General features: G+C 68.2%; 23 protein-coding genes. 17 read left to right on the top strand and 6 right to left on the bottom strand.

Translation table 11 applies throughout. From position 1 onward, the window contains the following. Positions 1–34 precede the first annotated feature (34 nt). The 5 genes from ASE28_RS19595 to ASE28_RS19575 all read left to right on the top strand — a co-directional run bounded on the left by ASE28_RS19595 (position 35) and on the right by ASE28_RS19575 (position 5,905). A complete protein-coding gene (locus ASE28_RS19595) occupies positions 35–571 on the top strand; it encodes a hypothetical protein (RefSeq protein WP_057268192.1) in 537 nt (178 codons plus the stop codon). Beyond that, positions 568–1,689 carry an efflux RND transporter periplasmic adaptor subunit gene (locus tag ASE28_RS19590; RefSeq protein WP_057202355.1) on the top strand — a complete coding sequence of 374 codons (1,122 nt, stop codon included), beginning with the start codon at positions 568–570 and terminating at the stop codon, positions 1,687–1,689. Before ASE28_RS19595 ends, ASE28_RS19590 begins: the two co-directional genes overlap by 4 nt. Before the next feature lie 10 nt (positions 1,690–1,699). Beyond that, entirely contained in the window at positions 1,700–4,819 is a 3,120-nt protein-coding gene (locus tag ASE28_RS19585; RefSeq protein ID WP_057268131.1) for an efflux RND transporter permease subunit, read from the top strand. 40 nt (positions 4,820–4,859) lie between these two features. Next, positions 4,860–5,243, top strand: coding sequence for a hypothetical protein (locus tag ASE28_RS19580; protein WP_057268130.1), 384 nt, complete (start codon positions 4,860–4,862; stop codon positions 5,241–5,243). A gap of 101 nt (positions 5,244–5,344) precedes the next feature. After that, a complete protein-coding gene (locus tag ASE28_RS19575) occupies positions 5,345–5,905 on the top strand; it encodes a DUF4303 domain-containing protein (RefSeq protein ID WP_057202361.1) in 561 nt (186 codons plus the stop codon). Between the two features lie 28 nt (positions 5,906–5,933). On the opposite strand, the gene ASE28_RS19570 is transcribed toward ASE28_RS19575, so the two are convergent. Continuing rightward, complete coding sequence (locus tag ASE28_RS19570) at positions 5,934–6,755, bottom strand: pyruvate, water dikinase regulatory protein (protein ID WP_057268129.1); 822 nt, start codon at positions 6,753–6,755, stop codon at positions 5,934–5,936. A 269-nt stretch (positions 6,756–7,024) separates the two neighbouring features. Here ASE28_RS19570 and ppsA point away from each other — a divergent pair, with 269 nt between their 5' ends. The 4 genes from ppsA to ASE28_RS19550 all read left to right on the top strand — a co-directional run bounded on the left by ppsA (position 7,025) and on the right by ASE28_RS19550 (position 12,709). After that, positions 7,025–9,418, top strand: coding sequence for a phosphoenolpyruvate synthase (ppsA, locus tag ASE28_RS19565; protein ID WP_057268128.1), 2,394 nt, complete (start codon positions 7,025–7,027; stop codon positions 9,416–9,418). 50 nt (positions 9,419–9,468) lie between these two features. Further along, the gene (locus ASE28_RS19560; protein ID WP_057202367.1) at positions 9,469–9,822 is read left to right on the top strand and encodes a DUF4212 domain-containing protein; all 354 of its coding nucleotides are present in this window, start codon (positions 9,469–9,471) and stop codon (positions 9,820–9,822) included. A 4-nt stretch (positions 9,823–9,826) separates the two neighbouring features. After that, complete coding sequence (locus ASE28_RS19555; RefSeq protein WP_235514452.1) at positions 9,827–11,959, top strand: VC_2705 family sodium/solute symporter; 2,133 nt, start codon at positions 9,827–9,829, stop codon at positions 11,957–11,959. 204 nt (positions 11,960–12,163) lie between these two features. Then, the gene (locus tag ASE28_RS19550) at positions 12,164–12,709 is read left to right on the top strand and encodes a hypothetical protein (protein WP_057202371.1); all 546 of its coding nucleotides are present in this window, start codon (positions 12,164–12,166) and stop codon (positions 12,707–12,709) included. Between the two features lie 74 nt (positions 12,710–12,783). On the opposite strand, the gene ASE28_RS19545 is transcribed toward ASE28_RS19550, so the two are convergent. Together ASE28_RS19545 and ASE28_RS19540 are read right to left on the bottom strand one after the other, a co-directional pair. Then, positions 12,784–13,143: an FKBP-type peptidyl-prolyl cis-trans isomerase gene (locus ASE28_RS19545; protein ID WP_057202373.1), complete on the bottom strand. Its 360-nt coding sequence runs from the start codon at positions 13,141–13,143 to the stop codon at positions 12,784–12,786. Between the two features lie 112 nt (positions 13,144–13,255). Next, positions 13,256–13,570 (bottom strand): helix-turn-helix domain-containing protein, encoded by a 315-nt coding sequence (locus tag ASE28_RS19540; protein ID WP_007857697.1) that lies wholly within the window; start codon positions 13,568–13,570, stop codon positions 13,256–13,258. 243 nt (positions 13,571–13,813) lie between these two features. Here ASE28_RS19540 and ASE28_RS19535 point away from each other — a divergent pair, with 243 nt between their 5' ends. From ASE28_RS19535 to ASE28_RS19525, 3 genes are all read left to right on the top strand, one after another. Then, complete coding sequence (locus tag ASE28_RS19535) at positions 13,814–14,695, top strand: bifunctional 2-polyprenyl-6-hydroxyphenol methylase/3-demethylubiquinol 3-O-methyltransferase UbiG (protein WP_057268127.1); 882 nt, start codon at positions 13,814–13,816, stop codon at positions 14,693–14,695. A gap of 82 nt (positions 14,696–14,777) precedes the next feature. After that, positions 14,778–16,019: a CaiB/BaiF CoA-transferase family protein gene (locus tag ASE28_RS19530; RefSeq protein WP_057268126.1), complete on the top strand. Its 1,242-nt coding sequence runs from the start codon at positions 14,778–14,780 to the stop codon at positions 16,017–16,019. Between the two features lie 80 nt (positions 16,020–16,099). After that, positions 16,100–17,095, top strand: coding sequence for a tripartite tricarboxylate transporter substrate binding protein (locus tag ASE28_RS19525; RefSeq protein ID WP_157422053.1), 996 nt, complete (start codon positions 16,100–16,102; stop codon positions 17,093–17,095). 180 nt (positions 17,096–17,275) lie between these two features. Here the strand turns inward: ASE28_RS19525 and ASE28_RS19520 are convergent, their stop codons facing one another. The 3 genes from ASE28_RS19520 to ASE28_RS19510 form a co-directional block, all read right to left on the bottom strand. Next, the gene (locus tag ASE28_RS19520) at positions 17,276–19,765 is read right to left on the bottom strand and encodes a TonB-dependent siderophore receptor (protein ID WP_082608166.1); all 2,490 of its coding nucleotides are present in this window, start codon (positions 19,763–19,765) and stop codon (positions 17,276–17,278) included. A 130-nt stretch (positions 19,766–19,895) separates the two neighbouring features. Continuing rightward, positions 19,896–20,894 carry a FecR domain-containing protein gene (locus ASE28_RS19515; RefSeq protein ID WP_057268125.1) on the bottom strand — a complete coding sequence of 333 codons (999 nt, stop codon included), beginning with the start codon at positions 20,892–20,894 and terminating at the stop codon, positions 19,896–19,898. Continuing rightward, positions 20,891–21,391: a sigma-70 family RNA polymerase sigma factor gene (locus tag ASE28_RS19510; protein WP_057268189.1), complete on the bottom strand. Its 501-nt coding sequence runs from the start codon at positions 21,389–21,391 to the stop codon at positions 20,891–20,893. The genes ASE28_RS19515 and ASE28_RS19510 overlap by 4 nt, the downstream gene beginning before the upstream one ends. Before the next feature lie 230 nt (positions 21,392–21,621). On the opposite strand from ASE28_RS19510, the gene ASE28_RS19505 reads away from it, so the two are divergent. The 5 genes from ASE28_RS19505 to ASE28_RS19485 are packed head-to-tail and all read left to right on the top strand — an operon-like array spanning position 21,622 to position 26,142. Beyond that, complete coding sequence (locus ASE28_RS19505; RefSeq protein WP_057268124.1) at positions 21,622–22,254, top strand: PepSY-associated TM helix domain-containing protein; 633 nt, start codon at positions 21,622–21,624, stop codon at positions 22,252–22,254. 17 nt (positions 22,255–22,271) lie between these two features. Next, on the top strand, positions 22,272–22,802 hold the full coding sequence (locus ASE28_RS19500; RefSeq protein ID WP_057268123.1) for a DUF2271 domain-containing protein: 531 nt from the start codon (positions 22,272–22,274) through the stop codon (positions 22,800–22,802). Between the two features lie 29 nt (positions 22,803–22,831). After that, complete coding sequence (locus ASE28_RS19495; RefSeq protein ID WP_057268122.1) at positions 22,832–23,632, top strand: DUF4198 domain-containing protein; 801 nt, start codon at positions 22,832–22,834, stop codon at positions 23,630–23,632. Positions 23,633–23,659: 27 nt separating this feature from the next. Then, the gene (locus ASE28_RS19490; protein WP_057268121.1) at positions 23,660–24,751 is read left to right on the top strand and encodes an FAD:protein FMN transferase; all 1,092 of its coding nucleotides are present in this window, start codon (positions 23,660–23,662) and stop codon (positions 24,749–24,751) included. Then, positions 24,748–26,142, top strand: coding sequence for a sulfite reductase subunit alpha (locus tag ASE28_RS19485; protein WP_057268120.1), 1,395 nt, complete (start codon positions 24,748–24,750; stop codon positions 26,140–26,142). Before ASE28_RS19490 ends, ASE28_RS19485 begins: the two co-directional genes overlap by 4 nt. The last annotated feature ends 314 nt before the right edge of the window (positions 26,143–26,456 follow it).

Below are 26,456 nucleotides of genomic sequence, written 5' to 3'. Positions count from 1 at the left end.
CCCATCCACCCCGACACCATTTCTTGTGATCACCATGCAACTCCGTTCTCTCTTTTTCACCCTGGCCCTGGTGCTGCTGCCGCCGGCAGTCCATGCCGATGCCGGCCATGACCATGGCGAGGCTCCCGCCGCTGCGGCCGGCCCGGGCCTGCCGCGCTTTGCCGCCACCTCCGACCTGTTCGAGCTCGTGGGCGTGCTCGATGGGAAAAAGCTGGCGCTCTACCTCGACCATGCGGGTGACAACAGCCCCGTGAAGGAGGCCCAGCTGGAGCTCGATATCGCCGGCACGCGCGTGCCCGTCACCCGCGTCGCTGAGGGCGAGTTCCAGGCTGCGCTGGCGGCACCGCTGGCCGAGGGCGTGAGCCCTGTCACCGCCACTGTGGTGGCCGGCACTGAGACCGACCTGCTGGCCGGCGAGATCGATGTGCATGCCGCTGCGCATGCCCACGCCGAGCCTGCGGGCCGGCGCAACGCGCTGGTGGCCGGTGCCGTGGGCGCCGTGCTGCTGGCCCTGGGCGCCGTGTGGGGTCTGCGGCGCAGCCGCGCCGCCCGTGTGGGAGGTGCCGCATGAAGCGCTCAATTGCAACCCGTACCCTGGCCGCCTTGCTGGTGGCCGCCGGCCTGTACGCCCCTCTGGGCGCGGTGGCCGGCGAAGGCCATGACCATGGCGACGCACCTGCGGCCGCCGACGGCAATGGTCCCAAGCGCCAGCCCGATGGCAGCGTGTTTTTGCCCAAGCCCGCGCAGCGCCAGCTGGGCGTGCGCACCCTGGTGGCTGCTGAAGGGCAGCATGCCAAGGCCTTCGAGCTGGCCGGCACGGTGGTGATGGACCCCAATGCCGGTGGCAAGGTGCAGGCCGCGCTGGCCGGCCGGCTGGAGGCAGGGCCCAAGGGCCTGCCCGGCGTGGGCCAGGCAGTGCGCAAGGGCGAGGTGCTGGCCTATGTGGTGCCTACGGCGGGAGCCATCGAGCGCTCCAACCAGTTGGCCCAGCAGGCCGAGCTGCGCGCTGCGCGCGACCTGGCTGCGCGCCGAGTGGCGCGTTTGAAGGACCTGGCGGACACCGTGCCGCGCAAGGACATCGAGGCGGCCGAGAGCGAGCTGCAAAGCTTCACCCAGCGCCTGGGCGCCGTGGGGGCGGGCCTGTCCACGCGCGATGCGCTGGTGGCACCCGTGTCGGGCGTGATCGCCTCGGCCAACGCCGTGGCAGGGCAGGTGGTGGATGCGCGCGAACTGGTGTTCGAGGTGGTGGACCCTTCGCGCTTGCGCGTCGAAGCCCTGGCCTACGACACGGCGCAGGCCCACAGCGTGGCCGGTGCCGCGCTGGCCGTGGGCGGGCAGCGCGTGCCGCTGCGCTTTCTGGGCGCGGCGCGCAGCCTGCGCGACCAGGCGCTGCCGCTGCAGTTTGCGGGGGACTCGGCAGTGCTGGGCACCCTGGCCCTGGGCCAGCCCGTGCGCGTGTTCGTGCAGTCCACCGAGCAGGCCGCCGGCGTGCAGGTGCCCGTGGCCTCGCTGCTGCGCAACCCCGCGAACCAGACCATCGTCTGGGTCAAGGAGTCGCCCGAGCGCTTCGTGCCCCGCGTGGTCACCTACGTGCCGCTGGACGGCACCTCGGTGGCCGTGACCTCGGGCCTCAAGGCCGGTGACCGCGTGGCCACGCAGGGCGCCACGCTGATCAACCAGGTCCGCTAGGAGCCATCCGATGTTCAAGTGGCTACTCGAAAACAGCCTGGCCAACCGGCTGCTGGTGCTCATCGCGGCCGGCGTGCTCATGGCCTATGGCGCCTTCACGCTCTCGCGCACCCCGGTGGACGTGTTCCCCGACCTCAACAAGCCCACCGTCACGCTGATGACCGAGGCCGGCGGCATGGCCGCTGAAGAGGTGGAGCAGCTCATCACCTTCCCGCTGGAAACCACGATGAACGGGCTGCCCGGCGTGGGGAGCGTGCGCTCCACCTCCAGCGCGGGCCTGTCCTTCATCTACGTCACCTTCGACTGGAGCACGGACATCTTCCGTGCGCGCCAGATGGTGTCCGAGCGCCTGTCGTCCATGGAGGAGGGGCTGCCCGTGGGCGTGACGCCGCGCATGGGGCCCATCAGCTCCATCATGGGCGAGATCATGCAGGTGGCGATCCCCATCGACGTGCAGCGCACCACGCCCATGGCCGTGCGCGAGTACGCCGACTGGGTGCTGCGCCCGCGCCTGCTGGCGATTGCCGGCGTGGCGCAAGTGATACCCATCGGCGGCGAGGTGCGCCAGTTCCAGGTGCAGCCGCAAACGGCGCGCATGGCCGAGCTGGGCATCACACACGACCAGCTCACAGGGGCGCTCAAGGGCTTCTCGGCCAATACCTCGGGGGGCTTTCTGGAGCTCAACGGGCGCGAGTACCTGATTCGCCACCTGGGCCGCACCTCGCGCCTGGAAGACCTGCAGAACCTGGCGCTCACCGCAAGGAACGGCCAGCCCGTGCTGCTGCGCCAGGTGGCCGAGGTGACGTTTGCCGCCGCGCTCAAGCGCGGGGACGCGGGCTTCGAAGGCAAGCCGGCAGTGATCCTGGGTATCCAGAAGCAGCCCACGGCCGACACAATTGCGCTCACGCGCAGCATCGAGGCGGCACTTGGGGACTTGAAGAAGTCGCTGCCAGCGGGCATGGAGGTGCCGCGCGTCACCTTCCGCCAGGCCAGCTTCATCGAGGCCTCGGTCACCACCTTGCAGGGCAAGCTCATGGGCGCCTCGGTGTTCGTGGCGGTGATTTTGTTCGTGTTCCTCGGCACGCTCAGGCCCACGGTGATCGCGCTCACGGCCATCCCGGTGTCGATCTTCATCACGGCGCTGGTGTTCAAGTACTTCGGCCTGTCCATCAACACCATGACGCTGGGCGGTTTGGCCATTGCCATCGGCGGCCTGGTGGACGATGCCGTGGTGGACGTGGAGAACGTGCTGCGCCGCCTGAAGATGGACCGCGCCAAGCACCCGAACCACCGCTTGCACCCCATCGAGGTGGTCAAGCTCGCGTCGATGGAAGTGCGCTCGGGCATCCTCTACGCCACGGCCATCATCGTGCTGGTGTTCCTGCCGCTGTTCGCGCTGCCAGGCATCGAGGGGCGGCTGTTCGTGCCCCTGGGCATTGCCTTCATCGTCTCCACCGTGGCCTCGCTGCTGGTGTCGGTCACGGTCACGCCGGTGCTGGCCTTCTATCTGCTGCCACGCATGAAGAACCTGGACCATGGCGACACGCGCGTGGTGGCCTGGCTCAAGGCGCGCTACCGCAGCGGGCTGCTGGGCGTGCTGGCGCGGCCGCGCATCGCCATGGCCGTGAGCGCAGTGGCGGTGGTGCTGTCGGTGGCGGCGGTGCCGTTCTTTCCGACCACCTTTTTGCCACCGTTCAACGAGGGCACGCTGCTCATCGGCATGCGCCTGAACCCGGGCGTGACGCTGGCCGAGTCGGCCGCCCTGGCCAGCCAGGCCGAGGTGCTGGTGCGCCAGGTGCCCGAGGTCACGCACGTGGGCCGGCGCAGCGGCCGGGCCGAGCTGGACGAACATGCCGAGGGCGTGCACGTGAGCGAACTCGACGTGGGCCTGCTGCCCGCGGCCGAGCTGAAACGCAGCATGGCCGAGGTGCAGGCCGACATCCGCAGCCGGCTGGCGCAGATGCCGGCGGCGATTGCCATCGGCCAGCCGATCTCGCACCGCATCGACCACATGCTCTCGGGCGTGCGCTCGCAGATCGCGATCAAGCTCTTTGGCGAAGACCTCGACACCCTGCGCGGCCAGGCCGATGCGCTGCGCGCGCGCCTGGCCAGCATCGACGGCCTGGCCGACCTGGAGGTGGAAAAGCAGGTGCTGGCGCCGCAGATCACCGTGCGCGTGGACCATGCCGCCGCAGCCCAGTACGGCGTGCCGGCCGCGCAGGTGCTGGCCACCTTGCAGGGCCTGGTGGAGGGCGAGAAAGTCACGCAGATCGTGGAGGGCAGCCGCCGCTTTGCGCTGGTGGTGCGCCTGCCCGAGAGCGCGCGCTCACTTGAAGGCCTGGCGCAGATCATGATCGAGACCCCGCGCGGGCGGGTGCCGCTGTCGCGCCTGGCCAGCATCGAGGACGGCGACGGCCCCAACCAGATCAGCCGCGACGACGGCAAGCGCCGCATCGTGCTGTCGGCCAACGCGCAGGGCCGGGCGCTGTCCGACGTGGTGGCCGACATCCGCAAGGTGGTGGGCGAGACGCGCCTGCCCGATGGCTACTTCATCACCCTGGGCGGCCAGTTCCAGGCGCAGGAGGAGGCCAGCCGCCTGGTGGGCATGCTGGCCGTGGTCTCGCTGGTGCTGATGTTCGTGGTGCTGTACACGCGCTACCGCTCGGCCACGCTGTCGGCGCTGATCATGGCCAACATCCCGCTGGCGCTGGTGGGTGCCGTGCTGGGGCTGTGGATCTCGGGCCAGCCGCTGTCGGTGGCGGCGCTGATCGGCTTCATCACGCTGGCGGGCATCTCGGTGCGCAACGGCATTTTGAAGGTGAGCCACTACCTGAACCTGATGCGCGTGGAGGGTGAGAACTTCGACCACGCCATGATCGTGCGCGGCTCGCTCGAACGCCTCTCCCCCGTGCTCATGACGGCCCTGGTCACCGCCTTCGCGCTGGCGCCGCTGCTGCTGGAAGCCGAGCGCCCCGGAACCGAGATATTGCACCCGGTGGCGGTGGTGATCTTCTCGGGGCTGATCAGCTCGACCCTGCTCGACACCTTCCTCACCCCCGCTCTGTTCTGGCTGTTCGGCCGCCGTGACGCCGAACGCCTGCTCGATGACAAGAACGCCGAGGCGTTCTGAGCTTTTCCCCTCTTCCCGTCAACCCTTTGAAAGGACACCCATGACAACCAAACAACTCCTGGCCGCCCTGGCACTCACTCTGGCTGGCAGCGCCTTTGCCGCCGGCGAGCACAGCCATGCCCCTAAACCCGAGCACGGCGGCGTGGTGGCCGAGGCCGGCGAGATCGGCTACGAACTCGTGGCTCGGCCCGACACCCTGACCTTGCACCTGCTTGACCACGGCAAGCCGGTGAAGACCGAAGGGGTGGGCGCCAAGCTCACGCTGCTCAACGGCACCGAAAAGTCCGAGGCCGTGCTGGTACCGGCCGGCGAGGGCAAGCTTGAAGCCAAGGGCACATTCAAGGTCGCGGCGGGCACCAAGGTGGTGGCGCTGGTGACACTGCCAGGCAAGAAGCCGGCGAATGTGCGTTTTGCGCTGAAGTAAGCAGGCACCAACGCCAGCCGGTGCGCAATGCGTCACGAAAAGGGCGCCCCGTGGCGCTGGCATGGTCTGCCTGCGACCCAGGGTGGGCCTACCATGCAAGCATGCCTGCTTCCACCGACTTCGATTTCGCCGCGCTGGCCGAGGGCATCGCCCAGGCCAGCCGCGCGGCCCTGGCCGATATCTCCGAGCGCTGCGGCCCGCACGACCCCGTGTGTGCCTTCACCCTGTACACCGACGACGGGGCCATGACCGTCTGCCCGGCCCTGTTGACCGAATCGCAGGTGCGCGAACTCACAGCGCGCCACCCGGACGAGGCCAGCTTCTACCTCTACAGCTCCTCGGAATGGCCCCTGGAGGGGGAGGGCGCCAATGGCGCCTTCAATGACCTGTGCACGCTGGTGCGTGAACATGTGCTTGCGCTGCCGGACGAGGGTGGCGATGCCGCCTTCACGGCTTTTCGTGCGCAACTGCTCGAAACCATGGTCCAGGTGCTGGAGCGCCTGCGCCGCGAAGACCCGGCCTTCGCCCGCGAGTCCCTGCTGCTGCAGGTGTCGGTCTCGGATGGCGATGAGCCGGCCGAGGTGCTGAACCAGTGGGTGGCCCGCCTGAACCCGCCTGCCGCAGCAGCCGAATTCAAGGCCTGGACCGATTCCTGGGGTTGACGGCTGGCGCGGGCATGGCCCGCCGCCGTCAATACACCAGCCGTTCGGGCCGGATCTCCTGCAGGATGGTGGTGGCGATCTCTTCGATCGACTTGGTGGTGGTGGACAGCCAGCGGATGCCGGCGCGGCGCATCATGGCCTCGGCCTCGGCCACCTCGTGGCGGCAGTTGACCAGGTCGGCATACCTGGAGTTGGGGCGGCGCTCGTTGCGGATCTCGGACAGGCGCTCGGGCTGGATGGTCAGGCCGAAGATCTTCTTGCGGTGCGGCTCCAGCGCGGGCGGCAGCTGGCGGCGGTCGAAATCCTCGGGGATCAGCGGGTAGTTGGCGGCCTTCATGCCGTACTGCATGGCCAGGTACAGGCTGGTGGGGGTCTTGCCGCTGCGGCTCACGCCCACCAGGATCACGTCGGCACCGGCCAGGTCTCGGTTGCTCTGGCCGTCATCGTGCGCCAGGCTGAAGTTGATGGCTTCGATGCGGTCGGTGTACTCCTTGCTACGGCTCACGTCCGAAAAGCGGCCCACGCGGTGGTGGGACTTGATGCCGAGCTCTTCCTCCAGCGGGTGCACGAAGGTGCCGAACATGTCGAGCAGCATGCCCTTGCAGCCTTCCTGGATGACGCGCAGCACCTCCATGTTGACCAAGGTGGTGAAGACGATGGGCTTCTTGCCCTCGATCTCGGCCGTGTGGTTGATCTGCCGCACCGTCTGGTGTGCCTTGTCCACGCTGTCGATGAAGGGCAGGCGCACATGGCGGGGCTTGAGCTCGAACTGGGCCAGGATGGCATTGCCGAAGGTCTCTGCCGTGATGCCGGTGCCGTCCGAGACGAAGAATACGGTGCGCGTGTGCATGAGGGGCAGGGCCTTTCGTCGCTTTGGCAGCGCCTTGGGTTCGGGTGGATCGTAGTGCGAGGACTACAGGCATCGTAAACAGGTTCCTGCGTGCTCCCGGCGCGGCAGGCCTACAATTGTGTCAATTATCCAAATTTCTCAACCATGCACGCCGTCGGCACACAACCACAACGACAAAGCCTGAGCCAGTGCATGGCCGCTCGCCCCACGGTGCCCCTTGGTGGGGGCGGGCGCGCAGACGACCCGGTTTCAACTTCTGGAGCTTTCCCATGTCTGCACTTTTCAGCCCGACCGCCCTGGTCGTACCGTTTGAAAACCTGAGAATGACCGATGTCGAGTCGGTGGGCGGTAAAAACGCCTCCCTCGGCGAAATGATCTCGCAGCTGCCCGAGGGCGTGCGCGTCCCTACGGGTTTTGCCACCACGGCACATGCCTTCCGCGAATTCCTGGCCCACGATGGCCTGGCCGACAAGATCAGCGCCAAGCTGGCCAGCCTCGATACCGAGGACGTGCGCGCCCTGGCCCGGGTAGGCGGCGAAATCCGCGCCATGGTCGAGGCCCAGCCCTTCCCGGCCGACCTGCAAAAAGCCATTGGCGAAGCTTTTGCCACCCTGTCCGCCGGCAACCCGCAGGCCAGCTTTGCCGTGCGCTCGTCGGCCACGGCCGAAGACCTGCCCGACGCCTCGTTCGCCGGCCAGCAGGAGACCTTCCTGAACGTGGTGGGCATCGACGACGTGCTGCACAAGATGAAGGAGGTGTTCGCCTCCCTGTACAACGACCGCGCCATCTCCTACCGGGTGCACAAGGGCTTTGCGCACGATGTGGTGGCCCTGTCGGCCGGCGTGCAGCGCATGGTGCGCTCCGATCTGGGCGCAGCGGGCGTGATGTTCACCATTGACACCGAGTCGGGCTTCGACCAGGTGGTCTTCATCACCAGCAGCTACGGCCTGGGCGAGACGGTGGTGCAGGGCGCCGTGAACCCCGACGAGTTCTACGTGCACAAGCCCACCCTGCAGGCCGGCAAGAAGGCCGTGATCCGCCGCAACCTGGGCAGCAAGCTGGTGCAGATGGTGTTCTCCACGGCCGAGGAAAAGGCCGCATCGGGCAAGCTGGTCAAGACCACCGACGTGCCCACCGAGCAGCGCAACCGCTACTCGCTGACCGATGCCGACGTGCAGCAACTGGCGCACTACGCCCTGGTAATCGAGCAGCACTATGGCCGCCCGATGGACATCGAATGGGGCAAGGACGGCACCGACGGCCTGCTTTACATCCTGCAGGCGCGCCCCGAGACGGTGAAGAGCCAGTCCAAGGGCCAGGCCGAGATGCGCTACAAGCTCAAGGGCCAGGGCACCGTGCTGGCCGAGGGCCGCGCGATTGGTCAGAAGATCGGTACCGGCCCCGTGCGCCTGGTGCACAACATCTCCGAGATGGACAAGGTGCAGCCCGGCGACGTGCTGGTGACCGACATGACCGACCCCAACTGGGAGCCGGTGATGAAGCGCGCCAGCGCCATCGTCACCAACCGCGGCGGGCGCACCTGCCACGCCGCCATCATCGCGCGCGAGCTGGGCATCCCGGCCGTGGTGGGCTGCGGTGACGCGACCGAGCTGCTCAAGGACGGCACCCTGGTCACGGTGAGCTGCGCCGAAGGCGACACCGGCCACATCTACGATGGCCTGCTGGAAACCGAGGTCACCGAGGTGCAGCGCGGTGAGATGCCGGCCATCAAGACCAAGATCATGATGAACGTGGGCAATCCCCAACTGGCCTTTGACTTCTGCCAGTTGCCCAACGAAGGCGTGGGCCTGGCGCGGCTTGAGTTCATCATCAACAACAACATCGGCGTGCACCCCAAGGCGATACTGGACTACCCGCAGATCGACGCCGACCTGAAGAAGGCCGTGGAGTCGGTGGCCCGCGGCCATGCCAGCCCCCGCGCCTTCTACGTGGACAAGGTCGCCGAAGGCGTGGCCACCATCGCTGCGGCTTTCTACCCCAAGCCGGTGATCGTGCGCCTGTCGGACTTCAAGAGCAATGAATACCGAAAGCTCATCGGCGGCAGTCGCTACGAGCCTGAGGAAGAGAACCCGATGCTGGGTTTTCGCGGTGCGGCGCGCTACCTGAGCGCCGACTTCGGCGAGGCCTTTGCGATGGAGTGCGAGGCACTGAAGCGCGTGCGCAACGAGATGGGCCTGACCAACGTGCAGGTGATGGTGCCCTTCGTGCGAACCCTCGGCCAGGCCGAGCGCGTGACGCAGCTGCTGGCCCAGCATGGCCTGCAGCGCGGCAAGGACGACCTCAAGGTCATCATGATGTGCGAGGTGCCGAGCAACGCCATCCTGGCCGAGCGCTTCCTGGAGTTCTTCGACGGCTTCTCCATCGGCTCCAACGACCTGACCCAGCTCACGCTGGGCCTGGATCGCGACTCGGGCCTGGAATTGCTGGCGCAGGACTTCGACGAGCGCGACCCCGCCGTGCTGGCGCTGATCCACCAGGCCATCAAGGCCTGCCTGGCGCAGGGCAAGTACATCGGTATCTGCGGCCAGGGCCCCAGCGACCACCCTGACTTCGCGCAGTGGCTGGCGGCCGAGGGCATCTCCTCCATCTCGCTGAACCCCGACAGCGTGATGGCCACCTGGCAGCAGCTGGCTGCGGGCTGACGCCTTGCGGGCACGGGCACGCCAATCCATGCAGCGCCCTGGCTGACCCGATGCCCGTGCTGCCCCGTTCCCCCATCAAGCCTGCCGAGCCCGAGCTCGCAGGCCCATTTCCGCCCGACCTGCACGACGTGCGCCACCTGTGGCTCAAGGCCGGGCTGCTGGTGATCTGGGTGCTGGTGTCCTTCGTGGCCACCTACTTCGCACGTGATCTGCAGTTCCTCATCCCGGGCGGCTGGCCGCTGGGCTACTGGATCGAGGCCCAGGGCGCGGTGCTGGTGTTCATTGCCATCGTGGTGGTGTATGCCTGGGCCATGAACCGCTTCGAGCGGCAGGACGAACGGCGCCGCCTGGCGCTGGAAGCCGCTTTGCCAGCGGACGGCAAGTTCCCTGCGGACGCGGCCTGACGCCATGCGCAAGCAGGGCCCTGCAGGAGCGCCTCCCGGCAATGCGTCCGGGGCCGGCCCGAGCGCGGTGGAGAAAGCCTATTCCTGGCGCCTGCACCGCATCCTGGCGCTGTACATCGCCGGGGTGCTCGGCTTCCTGACCCTCATGACCTGGGCCGAACACCAGGGGCTGTCGCGCCACTGGATCGGGCCGATCTTTTTGTTCCTCACCGTCATGGTGTACGCCGGCATCGGCGTCTATGGCCGCACCTCGGACCCCGAGGAATACTACGTGGCCGGGCGGCGCATTCCGCCCATGTACAACGGCATGGCTGCGGCCGCCGACTGGATGAGCGCGGCCTCGTTCATCAGCCTCTCGGGGGCGCTGTACCTGCAGGGCTTTGCGGGCACGCCCGGCCAGCCCGGCGGGCTGGCCTACCTGCTGGGCTGGACGGGGGGCTTTTGCCTGGTGGCCATGCTGATCGCGCCGCATCTTCGGGCCATGGGCCTGTACACCGTGCCTGATTTCTTCCACGTGCGCTTTGGCGGGCGCTGGCCACGTGTGATCGCGGCGCTGGCCGCCGTGCTGTGCTCTTTCACCTATGTGGTGGCGCAGATCTACGGCGTGGGGCTGATCGCCTCGCGCCTGACGGGCGTGCAGTTCGAGATCGGCATCATGCTCGGCCTGGGCGGGGTGCTGCTGTGCTCGTTCCTGGGCGGCATGCGCGCTATCACCTGGACGCAGGTTGCGCAGTACGTGGTGCTGCTGCTGGCCTTTCTGATCCCCGTGTCCTGGCTGGCCTACAAGCAACTGGGCAGCCCGCTGGCGCCGCTGGTGTACGGTGCACAGATCACCAAGATCGCCGACCTGGAGGCGCAACTGCTGGACTCGCCCGCCGAGCAGCAGGTGGTGCAGATCTACCGCCAGCGCGCGCAGGAATTCGAGGAGCGCCTGAAGGACGTGGAAGCGGCCCTGGAGCGCGAGCGCGAAAAGGGCCGTGAGCGCATCCGCACGCTGCGCGCGCAGAACGCCGAAGTGGGCCTGATCGTGCTGGCCAGCCGCGACCTGGCGGCGCTGCCGCGCGACCCTGCCGCCGCGCGCGAGCGCTGGACGCGCGAGATGCAGGAGAACACCGAGCGCGCCCGCCCCCTCGGGGGCCTGCCACAGCACAGCCAGGCCTTTGCGGGCGACCCCGATGGCACGCCCGAGGAGCAGCGCGAGTTCGACCTGAGCCGGCGCAACTTCATGGCACTGATGTTCTGCCTGATGGTGGGCACGGCCGGGCTGCCGCACCTGCTCACGCGCTACTACACCTCGCCCACGGTGTCGGGCGCGCGGGCCTCGGTGGGCTGGTCGCTGTTCTTCATCGCCCTGCTGTACCTGAGTGCGCCGGCGCTCGCGGTGCTGGTGAAGTTCGAGGTCATGCACAACCTGGTGGGCAGCAGCTTCGAGGCGCTGCCCAACTGGATGGCCCAGTGGGCGCGGGTGGATGGCTCGCTGCTGTCGATCGAAGACGTCAACGGCGACGGTATCGTGCAGTTCGGCGAGATCCGGCTCGGGGCCGATCTGATCATGCTTGCCACGCCTGAACTCGGCGGCCTGCCCTACGTGGTTTCGGGCCTGGTGGCGGCGGGCGGGTTGGCGGCGGCGCTGTCCACTGCCGACGGGCTGCTGCTCACCATCAGCAATGCGCTGGTGCGCGACCTGTACTTCCAGGGCTCCGACCGCGAGGCATCGCCCGAGCAGCGCGTGATCCTCACCAAGTTCGCACTGCTGGCGGTGGCCCTGTCGGCGGCCTTCGTGGCGGCGCTCAAGCCGGCCGAGATTTTGCCCATGGTGTCGGCCTCGTTCTCGCTGGCGGCATCGGCCTTCGTGCCGGTGATGGTGCTCGGGATCTTCTGGCGCGGCACCACGCGCCAGGGGGCGGTGGCGGGCATGCTGGCGGGCCTGGGCGTGGCGGTGTACTACATGCTCTCGCATGTGGTGGCCGTGAAGGCGCTGCTGCCGGCCTGGCTGCTGGCCGATGGGCTGTGGTTGGGCATCCAGCCCATCTCGGCCGGGGTGTTCGGCGTGCCCCTGGGATTGCTGGTGGCGCTGGTGGTCAGCCGCATCACGCGGCCTGCGCCCGAGCTGCCGCGCGTTCGCATGGAGATGTAGCCACGCGCTTCGCCTGGCGGCCGTGGCCTGCGGGATGGGGCCCTGAGCCGCTCTAAATCGGTACAGGCCGAAGGGGCATGGAAAAACCCGACTTCTCAAGGCGCCGCAAACGTGACACCCTGTAAACCGGCTCCTGCGGGAGGCGGTGGATTGGGCTGTGCTCAGTCTGCGGTGGGCTATTTCAAAAGATTTCGGGGGAGAGTCATGGTTCTGGTCAAAACGCAGGCGGGGCAGGAAGCGCTCAAGGACCGCCAGGGTGGTTTGACATCGCGGCAGCGCTCCGCCTTCATTCTGTTCGATGGCAAGCGCTCCACAGGCGAGGTGCTGGCGGCCACGGCGGCCATGGGCATCACGCAGGACGACGTGCAGGCCATGATATCCCTGGGCCTGCTGGAGCCACAGTCCGGCAGCGGCGCAGGCGCTGCCGTGGCTGCGGCAGCCGCCGCCAAGGGCACGGGACAGGCGGTGGCAGCTGCCAATGCCGCGTCTTCGGCCTCGAGCACGTCGTACGAAGCCACGGTGGCCATGGAGGCCGTGAAGGGCAGCGGCCGCTCGGACCAGCAGCGCTACACGGATGCCTACCCGATTGCCACGGAACTCACGGCCGGCCTGGGGCTGCGGGGCTTTCGCCTGAACCTGGCGGTGGAGGGGGCTGGCAGCTTCTCCGACCTGGCCGCGCTGGCCCCCAAGATCCGTGAGGCGGTGGGGGATGCGAAGTTTGCGCGCTTCGACAAAGCGCTTTTTGACTGAGAGCAGTCACAACCGGCCATGAAAAAGCGGCCCGCAGGCCGCTTGGTCTTTCCGGTCGCCAGGAGGCGCTGGGCTCAGCGGCCGACCTTGAGCAGTTCCACGTCGAACTTGAGCGTGGCGTTCGGAGGGATCACGCCGCCGGCGCCGCGCGCGCCGTAGCCCAGGGCTGCGGGGATGATCAGCGTGCGCTGGCCGCCGATCTTCATGCCCTGCACGCCTTCGTCCCAGCCCTTGATGACCATGCCGGCACCCAGCGAGAACTCGAAGGGGTCGTTGCGGTCGCGGCTGGAGTCGAACTTGGCGCCTTGTTCGCCGTTGTTGTAGAGCCAGCCGGTGTAGTGCACCGATACGTTCTGGCCCTTGGTGGCTTCTGCGCCTTCACCCACGGTGGTGTCTTCGTACTGCAGGCCGGATGCGGTGGTGGTGAACGCCATGAAAATCCTCGTTTGCTATGGAGTTGGTAGCGCGATGCCGTTGTATTGCAACGGAAAAACGCCGGTTGATGGGTGTTGGTGGAGGGCGCTGGCCCTGTAGAACGGCCTGATTTTACGCGGCAGGCTTCTTCACGCGGCTGGCCACCCAGCGCGTGGCAAAGGCCTGCACGTCGCTCAGGCGCTTGAGCAGGTCGGTGCCCGAGGGGGTGACGGTGTAGCCGTCGCTGCCGTGGTCGACCAGGCCGGCCTCGCGCAGTTCCTTGATGCGGGTGTTGAGCGTGTTGGGGGTGATGCCGCCCACGCTGTCCTGCAGCAGGCGGAAGGTCTGGGGGTGTCCGTCACGCAGGGCCCACAGCACACGCAGCGCATAGCGGCATTCCAGCCGCTCGAACAGCTGGTTGATGGCGAAATTTTCCTTGGAGCTCATGCAAGCTTCTCCTCGCGCGGTGTGTATGGAAAACAGTGGCGGCCCGCCGGACACTGCCCGCAAGACGCTGTCAATATAGCTTGGAAACGATTTTGCTACAAGTTTAATAGCTCTGAACGCAGCACTGATATGCGCCAACCCCCTTAACCAAGGGTCTTTTTTGCGAAGTGTTGCGGTGCTGCCACGGCGGGGTGAAGTGGGTAGCATTCCGGCCATCGAGGCGCGCTGCCTTGCGAGGAATTCATGGAACACAAACACCTGCACGAGGCCAACCGGCTGTCCTGGAACGCCGCCACCCGTGCCCACAACCAGCACAAGGGCGACCAGGCCGCCTTTTTGCGGAACGGCGGCTCGCCGTTGTTTTCCGAAGAAACGGCGCTGCTGGGCGACCTGCACGGCCAGGCCGTGCTGCACCTGCAGTGCAATGCCGGGCAGGACAGCCTGGGCATCGCCCAACTGGGCGCCCGGGTGACGGGGGTGGACATCTCGGACGAGGCCATTGCCTTTGCCCGGGCACTGTCCGATGCCAGCGGCATTGCAGCGGAGTTCGTGCGCTCCGATGTGTACGACTACTTCGACGGGCTGGCGGCCTCGGCAGGGCCGGGTGGGCTGTTCGACACCGTTTTCAGCTCCTACGGCACCATCTGCTGGCTGTCGGACCTGGCGCGCTGGGCGCGCGGCATTGCCGGGGCGCTGCGCCCGGGTGGGCGCTTCGTCTTCGTGGAGTTCCACCCTGTCGCCCTGGTGTTCGATCCGCAGTGGCAGGCGCGCTACGACTACTTCAACGAGGCACCGGTGCACGAGGCCGGGGTGGGCGACTACGTGGGCGAGACGCAGAAGGCGCGCGAAGGGCAGGAAACCGCGGGGCCCGAGGTGTTTGCCAACCCCCACCCCAGCCACGAGTTCGCCTGGGGCCTTGGCCGCGTGGTGACGGCGCTGCTGGGCGCCGGCCTGCAGGTCGAGGCGCTGGAGGAGTACCCGTACCTGAATGGCTGGCGCGCCTTCGAGGGGATGCAGGATCTGGGCGGGCGGCGCTGGGGCATGCCGCCGGGCATTGCGCGCATGCCGTTGATGTATTCCATCGTCGCGCGCAAGGCCGTTGGCAGCGCAGTGCCGGCCTGCTGATGTCGGGATTGCCCGACTGCGGCAGTCCCTGTTCCCGACCCGTGGCCGCCGGCTCGGGCGGGACCGTTTATCGTGCTGACCCATGAATGCTTCTCTGAACTCCCCACTGTCTCCGTTCGAATCCGCTGTCTCTGCCCCCCCGGCGCTGCCCCTGGCCGGCCTGCGCGTGGTGGAATTCACCCACATGGTCATGGGCCCCACCTGCGGCATGGTGCTGGCCGACCTGGGGGCCGAGGTCATCAAGGTCGAACCGGTGGACGGCGACCGCACGCGCCACCTCCTGGGCGCTGGTGCCGGCTTCTTTCCCATGTTCAACCGCAACAAGAAAAGCATTGCGCTCGACCTGCGCCGGCCCGAAGGCCTGGAGGTGGCGATCCGCCTGGCTTCGTCGGCCGACGTGGTGGCGCAGAACTTCAAGCCCGGGGTGATGGCCAAGTACGGCCTCGACTACGCTGCGCTCTCGCGCCTGAACGAACGCTTGGTCTACGTGAACCACGCGGGCTTTCTGCCCGGCCCCTACGAGCACCGCACCGCGCTCGACGAGGTGGTGCAGATGATGGGCGGCCTGGCCTACATGACGGGTCGCCCGGGCGACCCGCTGCGCGCGGGCAGCAGTGTGAACGACATCATGGGCGGCATGTTCGGCGCCATCGGTGCCATGGCGGCGCTGATGCAGCGCGCGGCCACCGGGCGCGGGCAGGAGGTGGATTCGGCCCTGTTCGAGAACAACGTCTTCCTGGTCGGCCAGCACATGATGCAGTACGCCGTGACGGGCCAGCCCGCGGCGCCCATGCCCGAGCGCATCTCCTCCTGGGCGGTGTACGACGTGTTCAGCGTGAAGGACGGCGGGCAGATCTTCCTGGCCGCCGTGAGTGATGCGCAGTGGGTCACCTTCTGCGATGCCATGGGCTATGCCGACCTCAAAGCCGACCCGGCGCTGGCCAGCAACAACGACCGCGTACGCGCCCGTGGCGCCCTGCTGCCCGACCTGCGCCAGCGCCTGGCCCTGCACACGGCCGAGGAGCTGTCGGCCATCTTCGAGCGGCACGGCCTGCCGTTCGCGCCCATCATGCGGCCCGAGCAGTTGTTCGATGACCCGCACCTGAATGCCACCGGCGGCCTGGCCGACATCACGCTGCCCGATGGCGAGCGTGCTGGCAGCACGGCGCGCGTGACGCTGCTGCCGCTGCGCCTGGATGGCCAGCGCATGGGCGTGCGCATGGACCCGCCCCAACTGGGCCAGCACACCGCCGAACTGCTCGCTGGCCTGGGCTATACGGCCGACCAGGTGCAGGCACTGCAGGCGGCCGCGGCAGTGGCCTGAGTTCCCATTCCCCGCCAGGTGACATGAGCGCAGCAGCAGTCTGCGCGCCCCCGGCGGTTCGCCCCCACAGGAGACAAACCATGCCGACCCTTCCCCTCATAACCACCTCCCGCCGCCGCGCCCTGGCGCAGGGCGCCGCAGCCCTCGCGGCCCTCGCGGCCCCAGGTCTCGTGCTTGCCCAACTGGGCGACAAGCCCTTGCGCATCATCCTGCCGCTGTCGGCCGGCTCGGGGGCCGACGGCGCCATCCGCGCCATCAGCAACAGCCTGGCCAAGGCACTGGGGCAGCCGGTGGTGATCGAGAACCTGCCGGGCGCGGGTGGCATCACCGGCACCACGCAACTGGTGCGCGCACCCAAGGACGGCTCGGTGATCGGCGTGGTGTCCAACAACCACGTGGTCAACCCCAGCGTCTACAAGAACATCCCCTTCGACTCCATCGAGGACATCACGCCCATCACCATCATCGGCGCCACGCCCTTCGTGCTGGTCGCCAACCCGGCACTGCCGGCGAAGAACGTCAGGGAACTGATCGCCCTGGCCAAGGCCAAACCGGGCGTGCTCAACTACGGCTCGTCGGGCAACGGCACCATCCTGCACCTGGGCGCGGCCATGTTCGTGGACCAGGCGCAGCTCGACATCAAGCACATCCCCTACCGGGGCATGGGACCGTTGATGAACGACATCCTGGGCGGGCAGGTGCAGCTGGGCGTGGTGGCGGTAGCGCCGGCCGCTGCCCACATCAAGGCTGGCACCCTGCGCGCCCTGGGCGTGAGCACGGCCACCCGCGTGCCCTCGCTGCCCGACGTGCCCACCATTGCCGAGCAGGGCCTGCCCAGCTATGCCCTGGACGGCTGGATCGCCGCAGTGGCGCCCGCCGGCATTCCCAAGGCCGAACTCGCCCGCCTGTACAACGGCTTCAAGAACGCCCTGGCCATGCCCGAAGCGCGCGATGCCCTGGTCGCCCAGGGCTACGAGATCAAGCTCACGGCGCCCGAGGCATCCACGGCCTTCATGCGCAGCGAACTGGCCCGCATGGCGCAGGTGGTGAAGAACGCGCATGTGACCATGGATTGAGATGCCCGTCGTGCGAGGTGCAATATCGGGCCTTACCGCGGTACGCGCTACCTGCGGCGCATGAAACTGGCGGAGCCAAGGCCAGTGCCCCGTGCAAGGGCCGCCAAGCCGCGTAGNCTCCCGACTCGCGTAGCGAGTCGGGAGGGGGGTGAAGGCGCGAAGCGACTCAAGGGGTGCCTCTCAAAACATGTAACGCATGTTCAGGTGGAAGCTGCGCGGTGCCCCCCAGGTGTAGTGCAGGCTGCTGAAGTTGGTGACGCCCGAGAAGTACTTCCTGTCGAACAGGTTGTTGATGTTGGCGCCCACGCTCAGGTGGCGGTTGACCTGGTAGCGGGCCATCAGGTCCACCAGCCAGTAGGACTTCTGGGCCAGCGTGGCGGCATCGTTGCGGGTGGAAGTCTCGCTCTGCCAGCGGGTGGCGGCCCCCACCATCAGGCCCTGCAATGCGCTGCCGCCCAGGCGGTAGGTGCTGCCCAGCTTGAACTGGTGCCTGGGGTGCTGGCTGGCGCTGGTCAGGCTGCTGCTTTGGGTCACGTAGCTGCCCTGGGCCTGCCAGCCTTTGGCGATCTCGCCGGAGAGTTCGACCTCCCAGCCGCGTCGCGTCGCTCCGGTGACGGCGCGGTAGGCCATGTCACCCGAAGGGGTGAGCTGGCCGGTCTCTTCGGCCGTGTTGTCGGTCTTCATCCAGAAATGGCTGATGGCGGCGTTCAGGCGCTTGTCGAAGAACTCGCCCTTGGCGCCGACTTCGTAGGTCACGCCCTTTTCGGGCGGAAGCGCGTGGCCCTGCTCGTCCTGGCCGCTCTGGGCCTCGAAGATGTTGGTATAGCTGCCGTACAGTGAGACATTCGGGTGCACGTCGAACACCAGGCCTGCATAGGGCGTGACCACGCCGTGCTCCTTGAGGTCGTAGTTCCACCAGAAGGGGGTGGTGTCCAGTTGCGCATAGTCGGTGATGCGCACGCCGGTGATCAGCTTGAGCGGGTCGGCCAGGTGAAAGCGCCCGGCTGCATAGGCGTAGTGCTGCTTGCGCGAAAAGCGATTGGGCGCGTAGCTGTAGCGGCTCCAGTCGGGCGTCGGAATCTGTGCACCGCCGTCGGCATAGGCCATGCCCAGGCTGGCGAGCTGCGTGCGCACGCTGTTGCTGGTCTGCATCTCGCCCTGGTAGCGGGCCGTGCCGGCGCCCATCAGCAGCTCGTGCTTGCGGCCAAAGAGTTCGATGGGGCCCTTCACGTCCAGGTTCACCGTCCAGTTGCGGTTGTCGATGCCCTGGTAGGGTGCGGTGGCGACGCTGCTGCGGTCGTACAGGTAGCCGAGCAGCATGTCGTCCATCTGCACGCTCTGGTGCGAGAACTGCAGCTTGGTCGACCAGTCGCCGGCAAAGCGGTGCTCCACGCTGCCGAAAACATTGAGTGCATCCTGCTGGTAGCCGGCCCAGGGCGCGCCGGGGTTGAACGAGCGCGGCAGCCAGGCCACGGTGTCGCCGGTGCTGGTGTAGCGCTGGATGGGCTGGGTGCTGCCCATGCCGCGCAGCTCGCGCCGGCGCCAGGTGAAGCCGCCGTTGACCGAGGTCTGCGGCGCGATGTCCGCCTCCAGCGCGCCGAACAGCATCTGGCTATTGCTCTTTTCGTGGTCGCGGAACGAATCGGCATCCGACACCGAAGCCACGATGCGCCCCCGCAGGCTGCCGCTGGCGTTGAGCGGGCCGCCCACGTCCACGTCGCTGCGCAGGGTGTTCCCGCTGCCGGCGCTGGCGCCCACATGGGCCTGGAATTCGGAGGTGGGGCGCTTGCGCACCAGGTTGACGGTGGCGCCCGCGCTGCCATAGCCGTTGACCAGGCCCGAGGAGCCCTTGAGCACCTCGATGCGGTCGATCTCGGCCATGTCGTCCAGCGCGTACATGGTGCTGGTGAAGTAGTACCAGTCGCTGGTGAGCTGGCGCACGCCATCGGTCTGCAGGTTGACGCTGGAGCCGCGCGCCTGGAAGTCGGTGGCATTGCCCTGGCGGTAGGTGCTGATGCCGGGCGTCTGCTCCATCACGTCGGTCAGCGTCTCGAGCTTGAAGTCGTCCATGCGCTGGCGCGTCATCACGCTGACGGACTGCGGTGTTTCGCGCAGCGAGAGGGCCAGGCCCGTGGCCGTGCCGCTCGGGCCGCGTGCGGTGTAGCTGCCCGTGCCCTCGGTGGTGGCATCGTTGCGCGGTGCCTCGGCCGTCACGCGCACTTCGGACAGGGTGACGCTGCCGGCGGGTGCCGCTGCGCCGGGCGGTTGGGTGGGGGTTGGGGCGCGGCGCAGGGTGTAGGTGCCGTTGTCGGCCACCACGGCAGACAGGCCGGTGCCCACCAGCAGGGCGGCCAGCGCTTGCGGCGCGGTGTGGCTGCCCTGCAGGCCCGGGCTGCTGCGGCCGTGGACCAGGTCCGGCGTGTAGGCCAGCAGCACGCCCGATGCCTTGGCGAAGGATGTCAACGCGGGCTCCAGCGGGCCGGCGGGGATGCTGTAGCTGGCGCTGCGGCTGGCCTGCGCCGTCTGCTGCGCCTGTGCGTGGGCGGGCAGGGCTACAGCGGCGAACCATGCGCCGGCCAGCGTGGCCGCCAGCACGGCGGTGGGGCGCAGGGTGAAGAGGGGCTGGGAAGAAGGCGTGCGGGCAGCAGCGTGCCGGGGTGCGGTGGGCATGGTGGTCGGATGGAAGGTGGAAGGAGTGGAATGCGCTATTCCCTTCCTTGTCACGCGAAGGCGCAAAAGGTACAGACCGGGCGCGAAATAGTTCTCACAGGCCGGCACGCCTGCCGCTGCGCACCGGCGCTCAGGCCGAAGGGCCTATGCGCACCCAGTAGCGCACCGGCACCCGCACCTCCACCGGCAGCACCTGGGCCAGCGATTGCAGGATGCGGTCCGTGTCCGCCAGCGGAAACACGCCCGACAGGCGCAGGTGCGCCACCTCGGGTGCCAGGCTGATCACGCCGCTGCGGTAGCGCCGCAGCTCGGCCACGAAGTCCGAGAGGCGCATGTCGGAAGCTACCAGCACGCCCTCGGCCCAGGCCGGGTCCGCTGCGCCGGCACTGAGGGCGGTGGCGGCACCGGATGCGAGCCGGGCCGATTGGCCTGCGTCGACACGCACGGTGGCGTCCGGCCTGTCCAGGGGGCTCAGCTCCACCGCGCCGTCGTACACGGCGACCTCGCTGGCGATGCCATCGTGCCGGACCGTGAAACGGGTGCCCAGGGCACGGATGCGTCCGGCCGGCGTGTCCACCACGAAGGGGCGCGGCGGCGTGGCCGCATCATCGGGTGCGGTGGTGATGAGCACCTCGCCCTCGCGCAGGTGCAGGCGGCGCAGGCCAGCGGTGTAGCGCACGTCGAGCGCGCTGCTGGTGTTGAGCACGATGCGCGTACCGTCCGGCAGGGTGGTGCTGCGTTGCTCGCCCCGGGCGGTGCGCAGGTCGGCGCCCCAGCCGCGCCAGGGCAGTTGCTCGTAGCCCAACCACGCAGCCACGCCCCCAACGGCCAGGCCGCCGATGCCACGCAGCGCATGGCGCCGGCGGGGTGATGGCGGTCCGGCCAGCGTGGTCACGGCGGTGGCGGCCGTGACCATGCCGGCCGTGCGCCCGCGCAGGCGTGTGTCGGTGGCCTCGATCTGTTGCCAGGCCTGCTCGTGCTGCGGGTGGGCGGCGCGCCAGCGTTGCCAGTCGGCCCGGCTCTCGGCGGTGGCCGTGCCGGACCACAGGTGCACCAGCCACTCAACCGCGGCATCCACCACAGGCGCGGGCAGGGCCGTGCCGGGGTGTGCAGGCAGGTGGGCGCTCATGCGCCTGCCCCTGGAAAGTAGCAGTGCCGTATGGCGCGCGCCATGTACTGCTTGACCGAGCTGAGCGAGACCCCCATGCGCTCGGCGATCTCGGCATAGGGCATGCCGTCGAGCTGTGCCCAGAGGAAGGCGGTGCGCACCTTGGGCGGCAGGCCGTCCAGGATGGCGTCGATCTCCAGCAGTGCCTCCAGCACGATGGCGCGCTCCTCGGGCGAGGGCGCCAGGGGCTGGGGCATGTGGGCCAGCGTTTCGAGGTAGGCGCGCTCGATCTCGCGGTGGCGCAGGTGGTTGGCCACCACGCGCTTGGCCACGGTGGTCAGGAAGGCGCGCGGCTCGCGGATGTCGGCCAGCACGGTGCGCGATTCGATCACGCGCAGGTAGGTGTCCTGGGCAAAGTCGGCCGCATCCCCCGCATGGCCCAGCCGCCGCTGCAGCCAACTGCGCAGCCAGCCATGGTGCTGTACGTAGAGATCGGTCAGCGCGAGCGGGAAGGACATGGAGTGGTGGAAGGTACGCGGTGCGGTGCTGCTGAAAAACAGGGAATGATAACCATTCTTGTTGATTGGGTGCCTGCAAGCCTTGTGTGCCATGCTGCAGGCCATCTCCTTGCACCAGGCAAAGTAAAGATTTTGCAAATGCAAATGGTTGTCATTCTCTGAAACTAGAATACGGGCTTCGCACTCGGCGCACCGCCTGACAAGGCTCCATCGCGCGCACCCCTCCAGGAATGAACAAACCACAGGACAACCGGCGCCGGTCTTACTGGCTCAAGACGCTGCACGAATGGCATTGGGTCAGCTCGGCCATGTGCCTGATCGGCATGCTGCTGTTTGCCGTCACGGGCTTCACGCTCAACCATGCCGGGCAGATCGAGTCCAAACCCAAGGTGGTGAGCCAGCAGGCCCCCGTACCCGATGCACTGCTGACCACGCTCAAGGCCCTGCCTGCGCCGCCGAAAGACCGTGCCCCACTGCCCGAGGCCTTGCAGGCCTGGGCGCGCACACGGTGGTCGCTGGACACGGCGGGCCGTGAGGCCGAGTGGTCGGCCGATGAAATCTATGTCTCGCTGCCGCGCCCCGGCGGCGATGCCTGGCTGCGCGTGAACCTGGCCGACGGCGAGGCCGAGTACGAGCGCACCGACAGGGGCTGGATCTCTTACCTCAACGACCTGCACAAGGGGCGCAACACCGGTGCCGCCTGGAGCTGGTTCATCGACATCTTCGCTGCCGCCTGCCTGGTGTTCACCGTCACCGGCCTGTTCATCCTGAAGATGCACGCGGGCAACCGCCCCTTCACCTGGCCCATGGTGGGCATGGGGCTGGTGATCCCGGTGGTGCTGGCGCTCCTGTTTATCCACTGAACCGAAAGAAGAAAAGAATGCCTGTGACAAAGCATTTGCACCTGCGCTACAGCATAGCGCTGGGCGCATGCCTGGGTGCCCCGGCGTTTGCCGCCGGCCTGGGCGTGGGCGTGGAGATCCCGCGCCTGGACGTGGCCGAGTACCACCGCCCCTACGTGGCGATGTGGGTCGAGCGGGCCGACAACTCGGTGGCCTCGACGCTGGCCGTCTGGTACGACGTGAAGATGAAGAACGAAGAGGGCGCCAAGTGGCTCAAGGACCTGCGCCAGTGGTGGCGCCGCACGGGCCGTGAGCTCACCGCGCCCATCGACGGCGTGACCAGCCCCACGCGCCCCGTGGGCAAGCACCAGGTGGCTTTCAACGAAGGCACCAAGCAACTGGCCACACTGCCCGCCGGCAGCTACAAGCTGGTGGTCGAGGCCTCGCGCGAGGTCGGCGGCCGCGAGCTGGTGACGATTCCCTTCACCTGGCCCGCCGCCAAGGCCCAGCAGCTCAGTGCCAAGGGCAGCAGCGAGCTCGGTGAGGTCACCCTCGACCTCAAGCCCTGAACCCTTTGACGAATACCCGGAGTACCTTCATGCAATTCAAGACCCGTATCGCCACCTGCATCGCCCTGCTGTGCGGTGCCTTCTCGGCCCAGGCCCACAACGTGTGGCTGCTGCCATCGACCACCGTGCTCTCCAAGGCCGAGTGGATCACGGTGGACGCCGCCGTCTCCAACGACCTGTTCTTCTTCAACCATTTTCCGCTGGGCCTGGACAACCTCGTGGTGGTGGCCCCCGATGGCTCCGCCGTCAAGCCCGAAAACTCGCACCGCGGCAAGCTGCGCAGCGTGTTCGACCTGAACCTCACGCAGACCGGCACCTACCACCTGGCCGTGGTGAGCAGCGGCCTGAACGCCAGCTACAAGGACAAGGCCGGCCAGCCCAAGCGCTGGCGCGGCACGGCCGAGAAGTTCGCGGCCGAAGTGCCTGCCGACGCGCAGGAGCTGAAGGTGACGCAGTCGGCCGGCCGCATCGAGACCTTCGTGACGGTGGGCAAGCCCAGCGCCATCAAGCCCACGGGCCAGGGCCTGGAACTGGTGCCCGTGACGCACCCCAACGACCTCGTGAAGGGTGAGAAGGCCACGTTTGCCTTCCACGTGGACGGCAAGCCCGCCGCCAACCTCGAAGTGGTGCTGATCGCCGGTTCCACCCGCTATCGCGACAAGATCGGTGAGATCAAGGCCACCACCGATGCCAAGGGCGAGTTCAGCGTGACCTGGCCTGCCGCCGGCATGTACTGGGTGGATGCCGATGCCAAGGACGAGAAGACCTCGCTGCCCCAGGCCAAGGAACGCCGTCTGTCGTACGTGGGCACGCTCGAAGTTTTGCCTTGATCTGTTGCAGCTGAGGTTTCGGCGCGCATGAGTATCCAGGTGCAGTACGGGCAGGGGTTTGGGCGCGCAGCCGTTGCTGCGGCGCCTCTTCCTGCCTTGGCATCGTTCGGCGGGGCAGGCCATGCCGCCCCGCATGCGCCCGTGCGCGCTGCCGATCCCGCTGTCTTGCAGACCCTGGTCGGCGAGGCCATGGGCACCACCTGGTCGGTGCGGCTGTGCAATCCGCAGTTCGTGCCGCTGGCACCCGTGCGCGCCGCCATAGAAGAAGCGCTGGCCCTGGTCGTGCGCCAGATGAGCAATTGGGAATCCGAATCGGAGGTCTCCCGCTTCAACCGCGCGCCCGCGGGCAGCTGGCATGCGCTGTCGCCCGAGTTCTTCACCGTGCTGCAGGCTGCGCAGCATTGGGCGGTGGCCAGTGGCGGTGCGTTCGATGTGGGCGTGGGGCAACTGGTGGGCCGCTGGGGTTTCGGCCCCCGGCACGACCCGCAGGCCGACCACATGGCTCCCGCCACGATGCCTTCGGCGCAGGAGCTGCAGGCCCTGCGTCCGCACAGCGTGGGCGCAGGCCTGGTGCTGCGCGACGAGGGGCCGCAGGCGCTGCAGCCCGGGGGCCTGCAGCTGGATCTGTCGGGCATTGCCAAGGGCTACTCGGTGGACCTGGTGGTGCAGGCCCTGCAGGCGCAGGGCTGGGTGGATTTTCTGGCCGAGGTCGGTGGCGAGCTGCGCGCCAGCGGCACACGCCCCGGCGGCCAGCCCTGGCGCGTGGCCGTGGCAGGCGAGGCGGGCTCGGCCCGGGCGCTGCCTCTCCAGGGCATGGCCATCGCTACATCGGGCGACCATTGGCATGCCTTTGACCACGGGGGCCGGCGCTACTCGCACACCATAGACCCGCGCACTGGCGAGCCCGTGGTGCATGCGCTGGCCAGTGTGACGGTGCTGCACCAGGAATGCATGCATGCCGATGCCCTGGCCACGGTGCTCACCGTGCTAGGGCCCGCAGCAGGCCTGGCCTTTGCTCTGGAGCAAGGGGTGGCCGCGCTGCTGCGTGAGCGCACTGCACAAGGTCCGGTATGGACCGCGAGCCCGGCGTTTGCTGCGCACTTCCCCGAATTTTCATGAATGGTTCCGACCCCGCCGTGCGGCTGGCCGCTGCCGTCGCTTTGGTGCTGCTGTACGCCGCCCTGTGCGCCGCCATCTGGCTGCGCGAGCGGCGCAGGCACCAGGCGCAGGCCGCACAGGCCCTGGCCTTGGCATCGGCGCGCGAGGGGGTGCAGCCGCTGCTGGTGGTGTATGCCAGCCAGACCGGCCAGGCCGAGGAACTGGCGCGCGAGACGGCGCGCCTGTTGCACACGGCGGGCGAGCCCGTGCACCTGTGCGCGCTCGACAAGCTCGATGCGGCCTTGCTCGCACGCAGCCGGCGTGCGCTGTTCCTGGCCAGCACCTACGGCGAGGGCGATGCGCCCGACAATGCGGCGGCCTTCCAGCAGGCGTGTATGGGGGCGAGCGAAGACAGTGCCCCAGACCTGTCGCAACTGCAGTACGGCCTGCTGGCGCTGGGCGACCGCCAGTACGCCCACTTCTGCGGCTTTGGCCGCCAGCTCGACGCATGGCTGCGCGCGCGCGGCGCCACACCGTTGTTCGAGCGCGTGGAGATGGACAACGGCGCGCCGGCAGCCCTCACGGCCTGGCAGCACCAATTGGCGCAGGTGTCGAGCCTGAGCGAGCTGCCTGCGTGGGAGGCGCCCGCCTTCGAGCGGTGGACCCTGGCAGCGCGCAGCCACCTGAACCCCGGCAGCGAGGGGGCGCCCGTGCACCTGGTGGAGCTGGCACCGCCCGCTGGCGCGGCGGCTGCATGGGAGTCGGGCGACCTGGTGCAGGTGTGCGTGCCCGGCGACATGGAGCACCCGCGCGAGTATTCGATCGCCTCGCTCGCCAGCGATGGCCGGGTGCACCTGGTGGTGCGCCAGGCCACGCGCGAGGATGGCACGCCAGGCCTGGCATCGCATTGGCTCACCACGGGCGCTCAGGTGGGCGCAGCGGTGCCAATGCGCCTGCGCGCGCACCGCAATTTCCGGCTCGAAGACAATGCTTCGCGTCCGTTGATCCTGGTGGGCAATGGCACGGGCATCGCCGGCCTGCGCAGCCACCTGCGCGCGCGCGCGTTGGAGGGGGCAGGGCCCAACTGGCTGCTGTTCGGCGAGCGCCATGCGGCGCACGATTTCCTCTTTCGCGACGAGCTCACCGCCTGGCAGGCGGCTGGCGTGCTCACGCGGCTTGACCTGGCTTTCTCGCGCGACGACCCGGCCCACAAGGTCTATGTGCAGGACCTGCTGCAGGCGCAGGCCGCCAGCGTGCGTGCCTGGGTCGAGGAGCAGGGCGCGGCCGTCTACGTGTGCGGCAGCCTGCAGGGCATGGCGCAGGGGGTGGACATGGCCCTCACGGGTTTGTTGGGCCCTGCACCCATGGCCGAGCTGGTGCGCAGCGGGCGCTACCGGCGTGATGTCTATTGAGGGCGGCGCATGCGCGCGTTTATGCGCGTTGCAACCGTGCGTAGATGCGTTTGGCCAGTCCATCAATATGGACGAGGCCGGTCAACGCGGCGTTGTACAACCTGTTCAACAAGGATTTTGTGGAGTACACGGCATATACGGTGCCGGGGGCGCCCGCGGTGACGAACTATAGGAACCTTTATACGAACAGCCAGGATGGGCGGCGGCTGTGGCTTTCGGCTACTTACCAGTTCTGATTGCGTGATTGGGGTTGTCGCTTCGCTCTGATGGGGCGGGCTTGGGTTGAAGGCGGAGGCCGGGATGTGCGCCCGGCA

Origin of the sequence: Acidovorax sp. Root219, from assembly GCF_001428665.1 — a bacterium.
GTDB lineage: Bacteria > Pseudomonadota > Gammaproteobacteria > Burkholderiales > Burkholderiaceae_C > Acidovorax.
Note: the sequence above shows the minus strand (reverse complement) of the source record. Positions and strands in the feature narration are given on the sequence as shown.

Coding starts and splice junctions, on each gene's coding strand:
- ASE28_RS19560 (WP_057202367.1), top strand. CDS start 9,469: ATGCCCGTGCTGCCCCGTTCCCCCATCAAGCCTGCCGAGCCCGAGCTC.
- ASE28_RS19580 (WP_057268130.1), top strand. CDS start 4,860: ATGACAACCAAACAACTCCTGGCCGCCCTGGCACTCACTCTGGCTGGC.
- ASE28_RS19535 (WP_057268127.1), top strand. CDS start 13,814: ATGGAACACAAACACCTGCACGAGGCCAACCGGCTGTCCTGGAACGCC.
- ASE28_RS19575 (WP_057202361.1), top strand. CDS start 5,345: ATGCCTGCTTCCACCGACTTCGATTTCGCCGCGCTGGCCGAGGGCATC.
- ppsA (WP_057268128.1), top strand. CDS start 7,025: ATGTCTGCACTTTTCAGCCCGACCGCCCTGGTCGTACCGTTTGAAAAC.
- ASE28_RS19515 (WP_057268125.1), bottom strand. CDS start 20,894: ATGAGCGCCCACCTGCCTGCACACCCCGGCACGGCCCTGCCCGCGCCT.
- ASE28_RS19485 (WP_057268120.1), top strand. CDS start 24,748: ATGAATGGTTCCGACCCCGCCGTGCGGCTGGCCGCTGCCGTCGCTTTG.
- ASE28_RS19495 (WP_057268122.1), top strand. CDS start 22,832: ATGCAATTCAAGACCCGTATCGCCACCTGCATCGCCCTGCTGTGCGGT.
- ASE28_RS19555 (WP_235514452.1), top strand. CDS start 9,827: ATGCGCAAGCAGGGCCCTGCAGGAGCGCCTCCCGGCAATGCGTCCGGG.
- ASE28_RS19510 (WP_057268189.1), bottom strand. CDS start 21,391: ATGTCCTTCCCGCTCGCGCTGACCGATCTCTACGTACAGCACCATGGC.
- ASE28_RS19590 (WP_057202355.1), top strand. CDS start 568: ATGAAGCGCTCAATTGCAACCCGTACCCTGGCCGCCTTGCTGGTGGCC.
- ASE28_RS19585 (WP_057268131.1), top strand. CDS start 1,700: ATGTTCAAGTGGCTACTCGAAAACAGCCTGGCCAACCGGCTGCTGGTG.
- ASE28_RS19505 (WP_057268124.1), top strand. CDS start 21,622: ATGAACAAACCACAGGACAACCGGCGCCGGTCTTACTGGCTCAAGACG.
- ASE28_RS19530 (WP_057268126.1), top strand. CDS start 14,778: ATGAATGCTTCTCTGAACTCCCCACTGTCTCCGTTCGAATCCGCTGTC.
- ASE28_RS19490 (WP_057268121.1), top strand. CDS start 23,660: ATGAGTATCCAGGTGCAGTACGGGCAGGGGTTTGGGCGCGCAGCCGTT.
- ASE28_RS19520 (WP_082608166.1), bottom strand. CDS start 19,765: ATGCCCACCGCACCCCGGCACGCTGCTGCCCGCACGCCTTCTTCCCAG.
- ASE28_RS19500 (WP_057268123.1), top strand. CDS start 22,272: ATGCCTGTGACAAAGCATTTGCACCTGCGCTACAGCATAGCGCTGGGC.
- ASE28_RS19595 (WP_057268192.1), top strand. CDS start 35: ATGCAACTCCGTTCTCTCTTTTTCACCCTGGCCCTGGTGCTGCTGCCG.
- ASE28_RS19570 (WP_057268129.1), bottom strand. CDS start 6,755: ATGCACACGCGCACCGTATTCTTCGTCTCGGACGGCACCGGCATCACG.
- ASE28_RS19550 (WP_057202371.1), top strand. CDS start 12,164: ATGGTTCTGGTCAAAACGCAGGCGGGGCAGGAAGCGCTCAAGGACCGC.
- ASE28_RS19545 (WP_057202373.1), bottom strand. CDS start 13,143: ATGGCGTTCACCACCACCGCATCCGGCCTGCAGTACGAAGACACCACC.
- ASE28_RS19525 (WP_157422053.1), top strand. CDS start 16,100: ATGCCGACCCTTCCCCTCATAACCACCTCCCGCCGCCGCGCCCTGGCG.
- ASE28_RS19540 (WP_007857697.1), bottom strand. CDS start 13,570: ATGAGCTCCAAGGAAAATTTCGCCATCAACCAGCTGTTCGAGCGGCTG.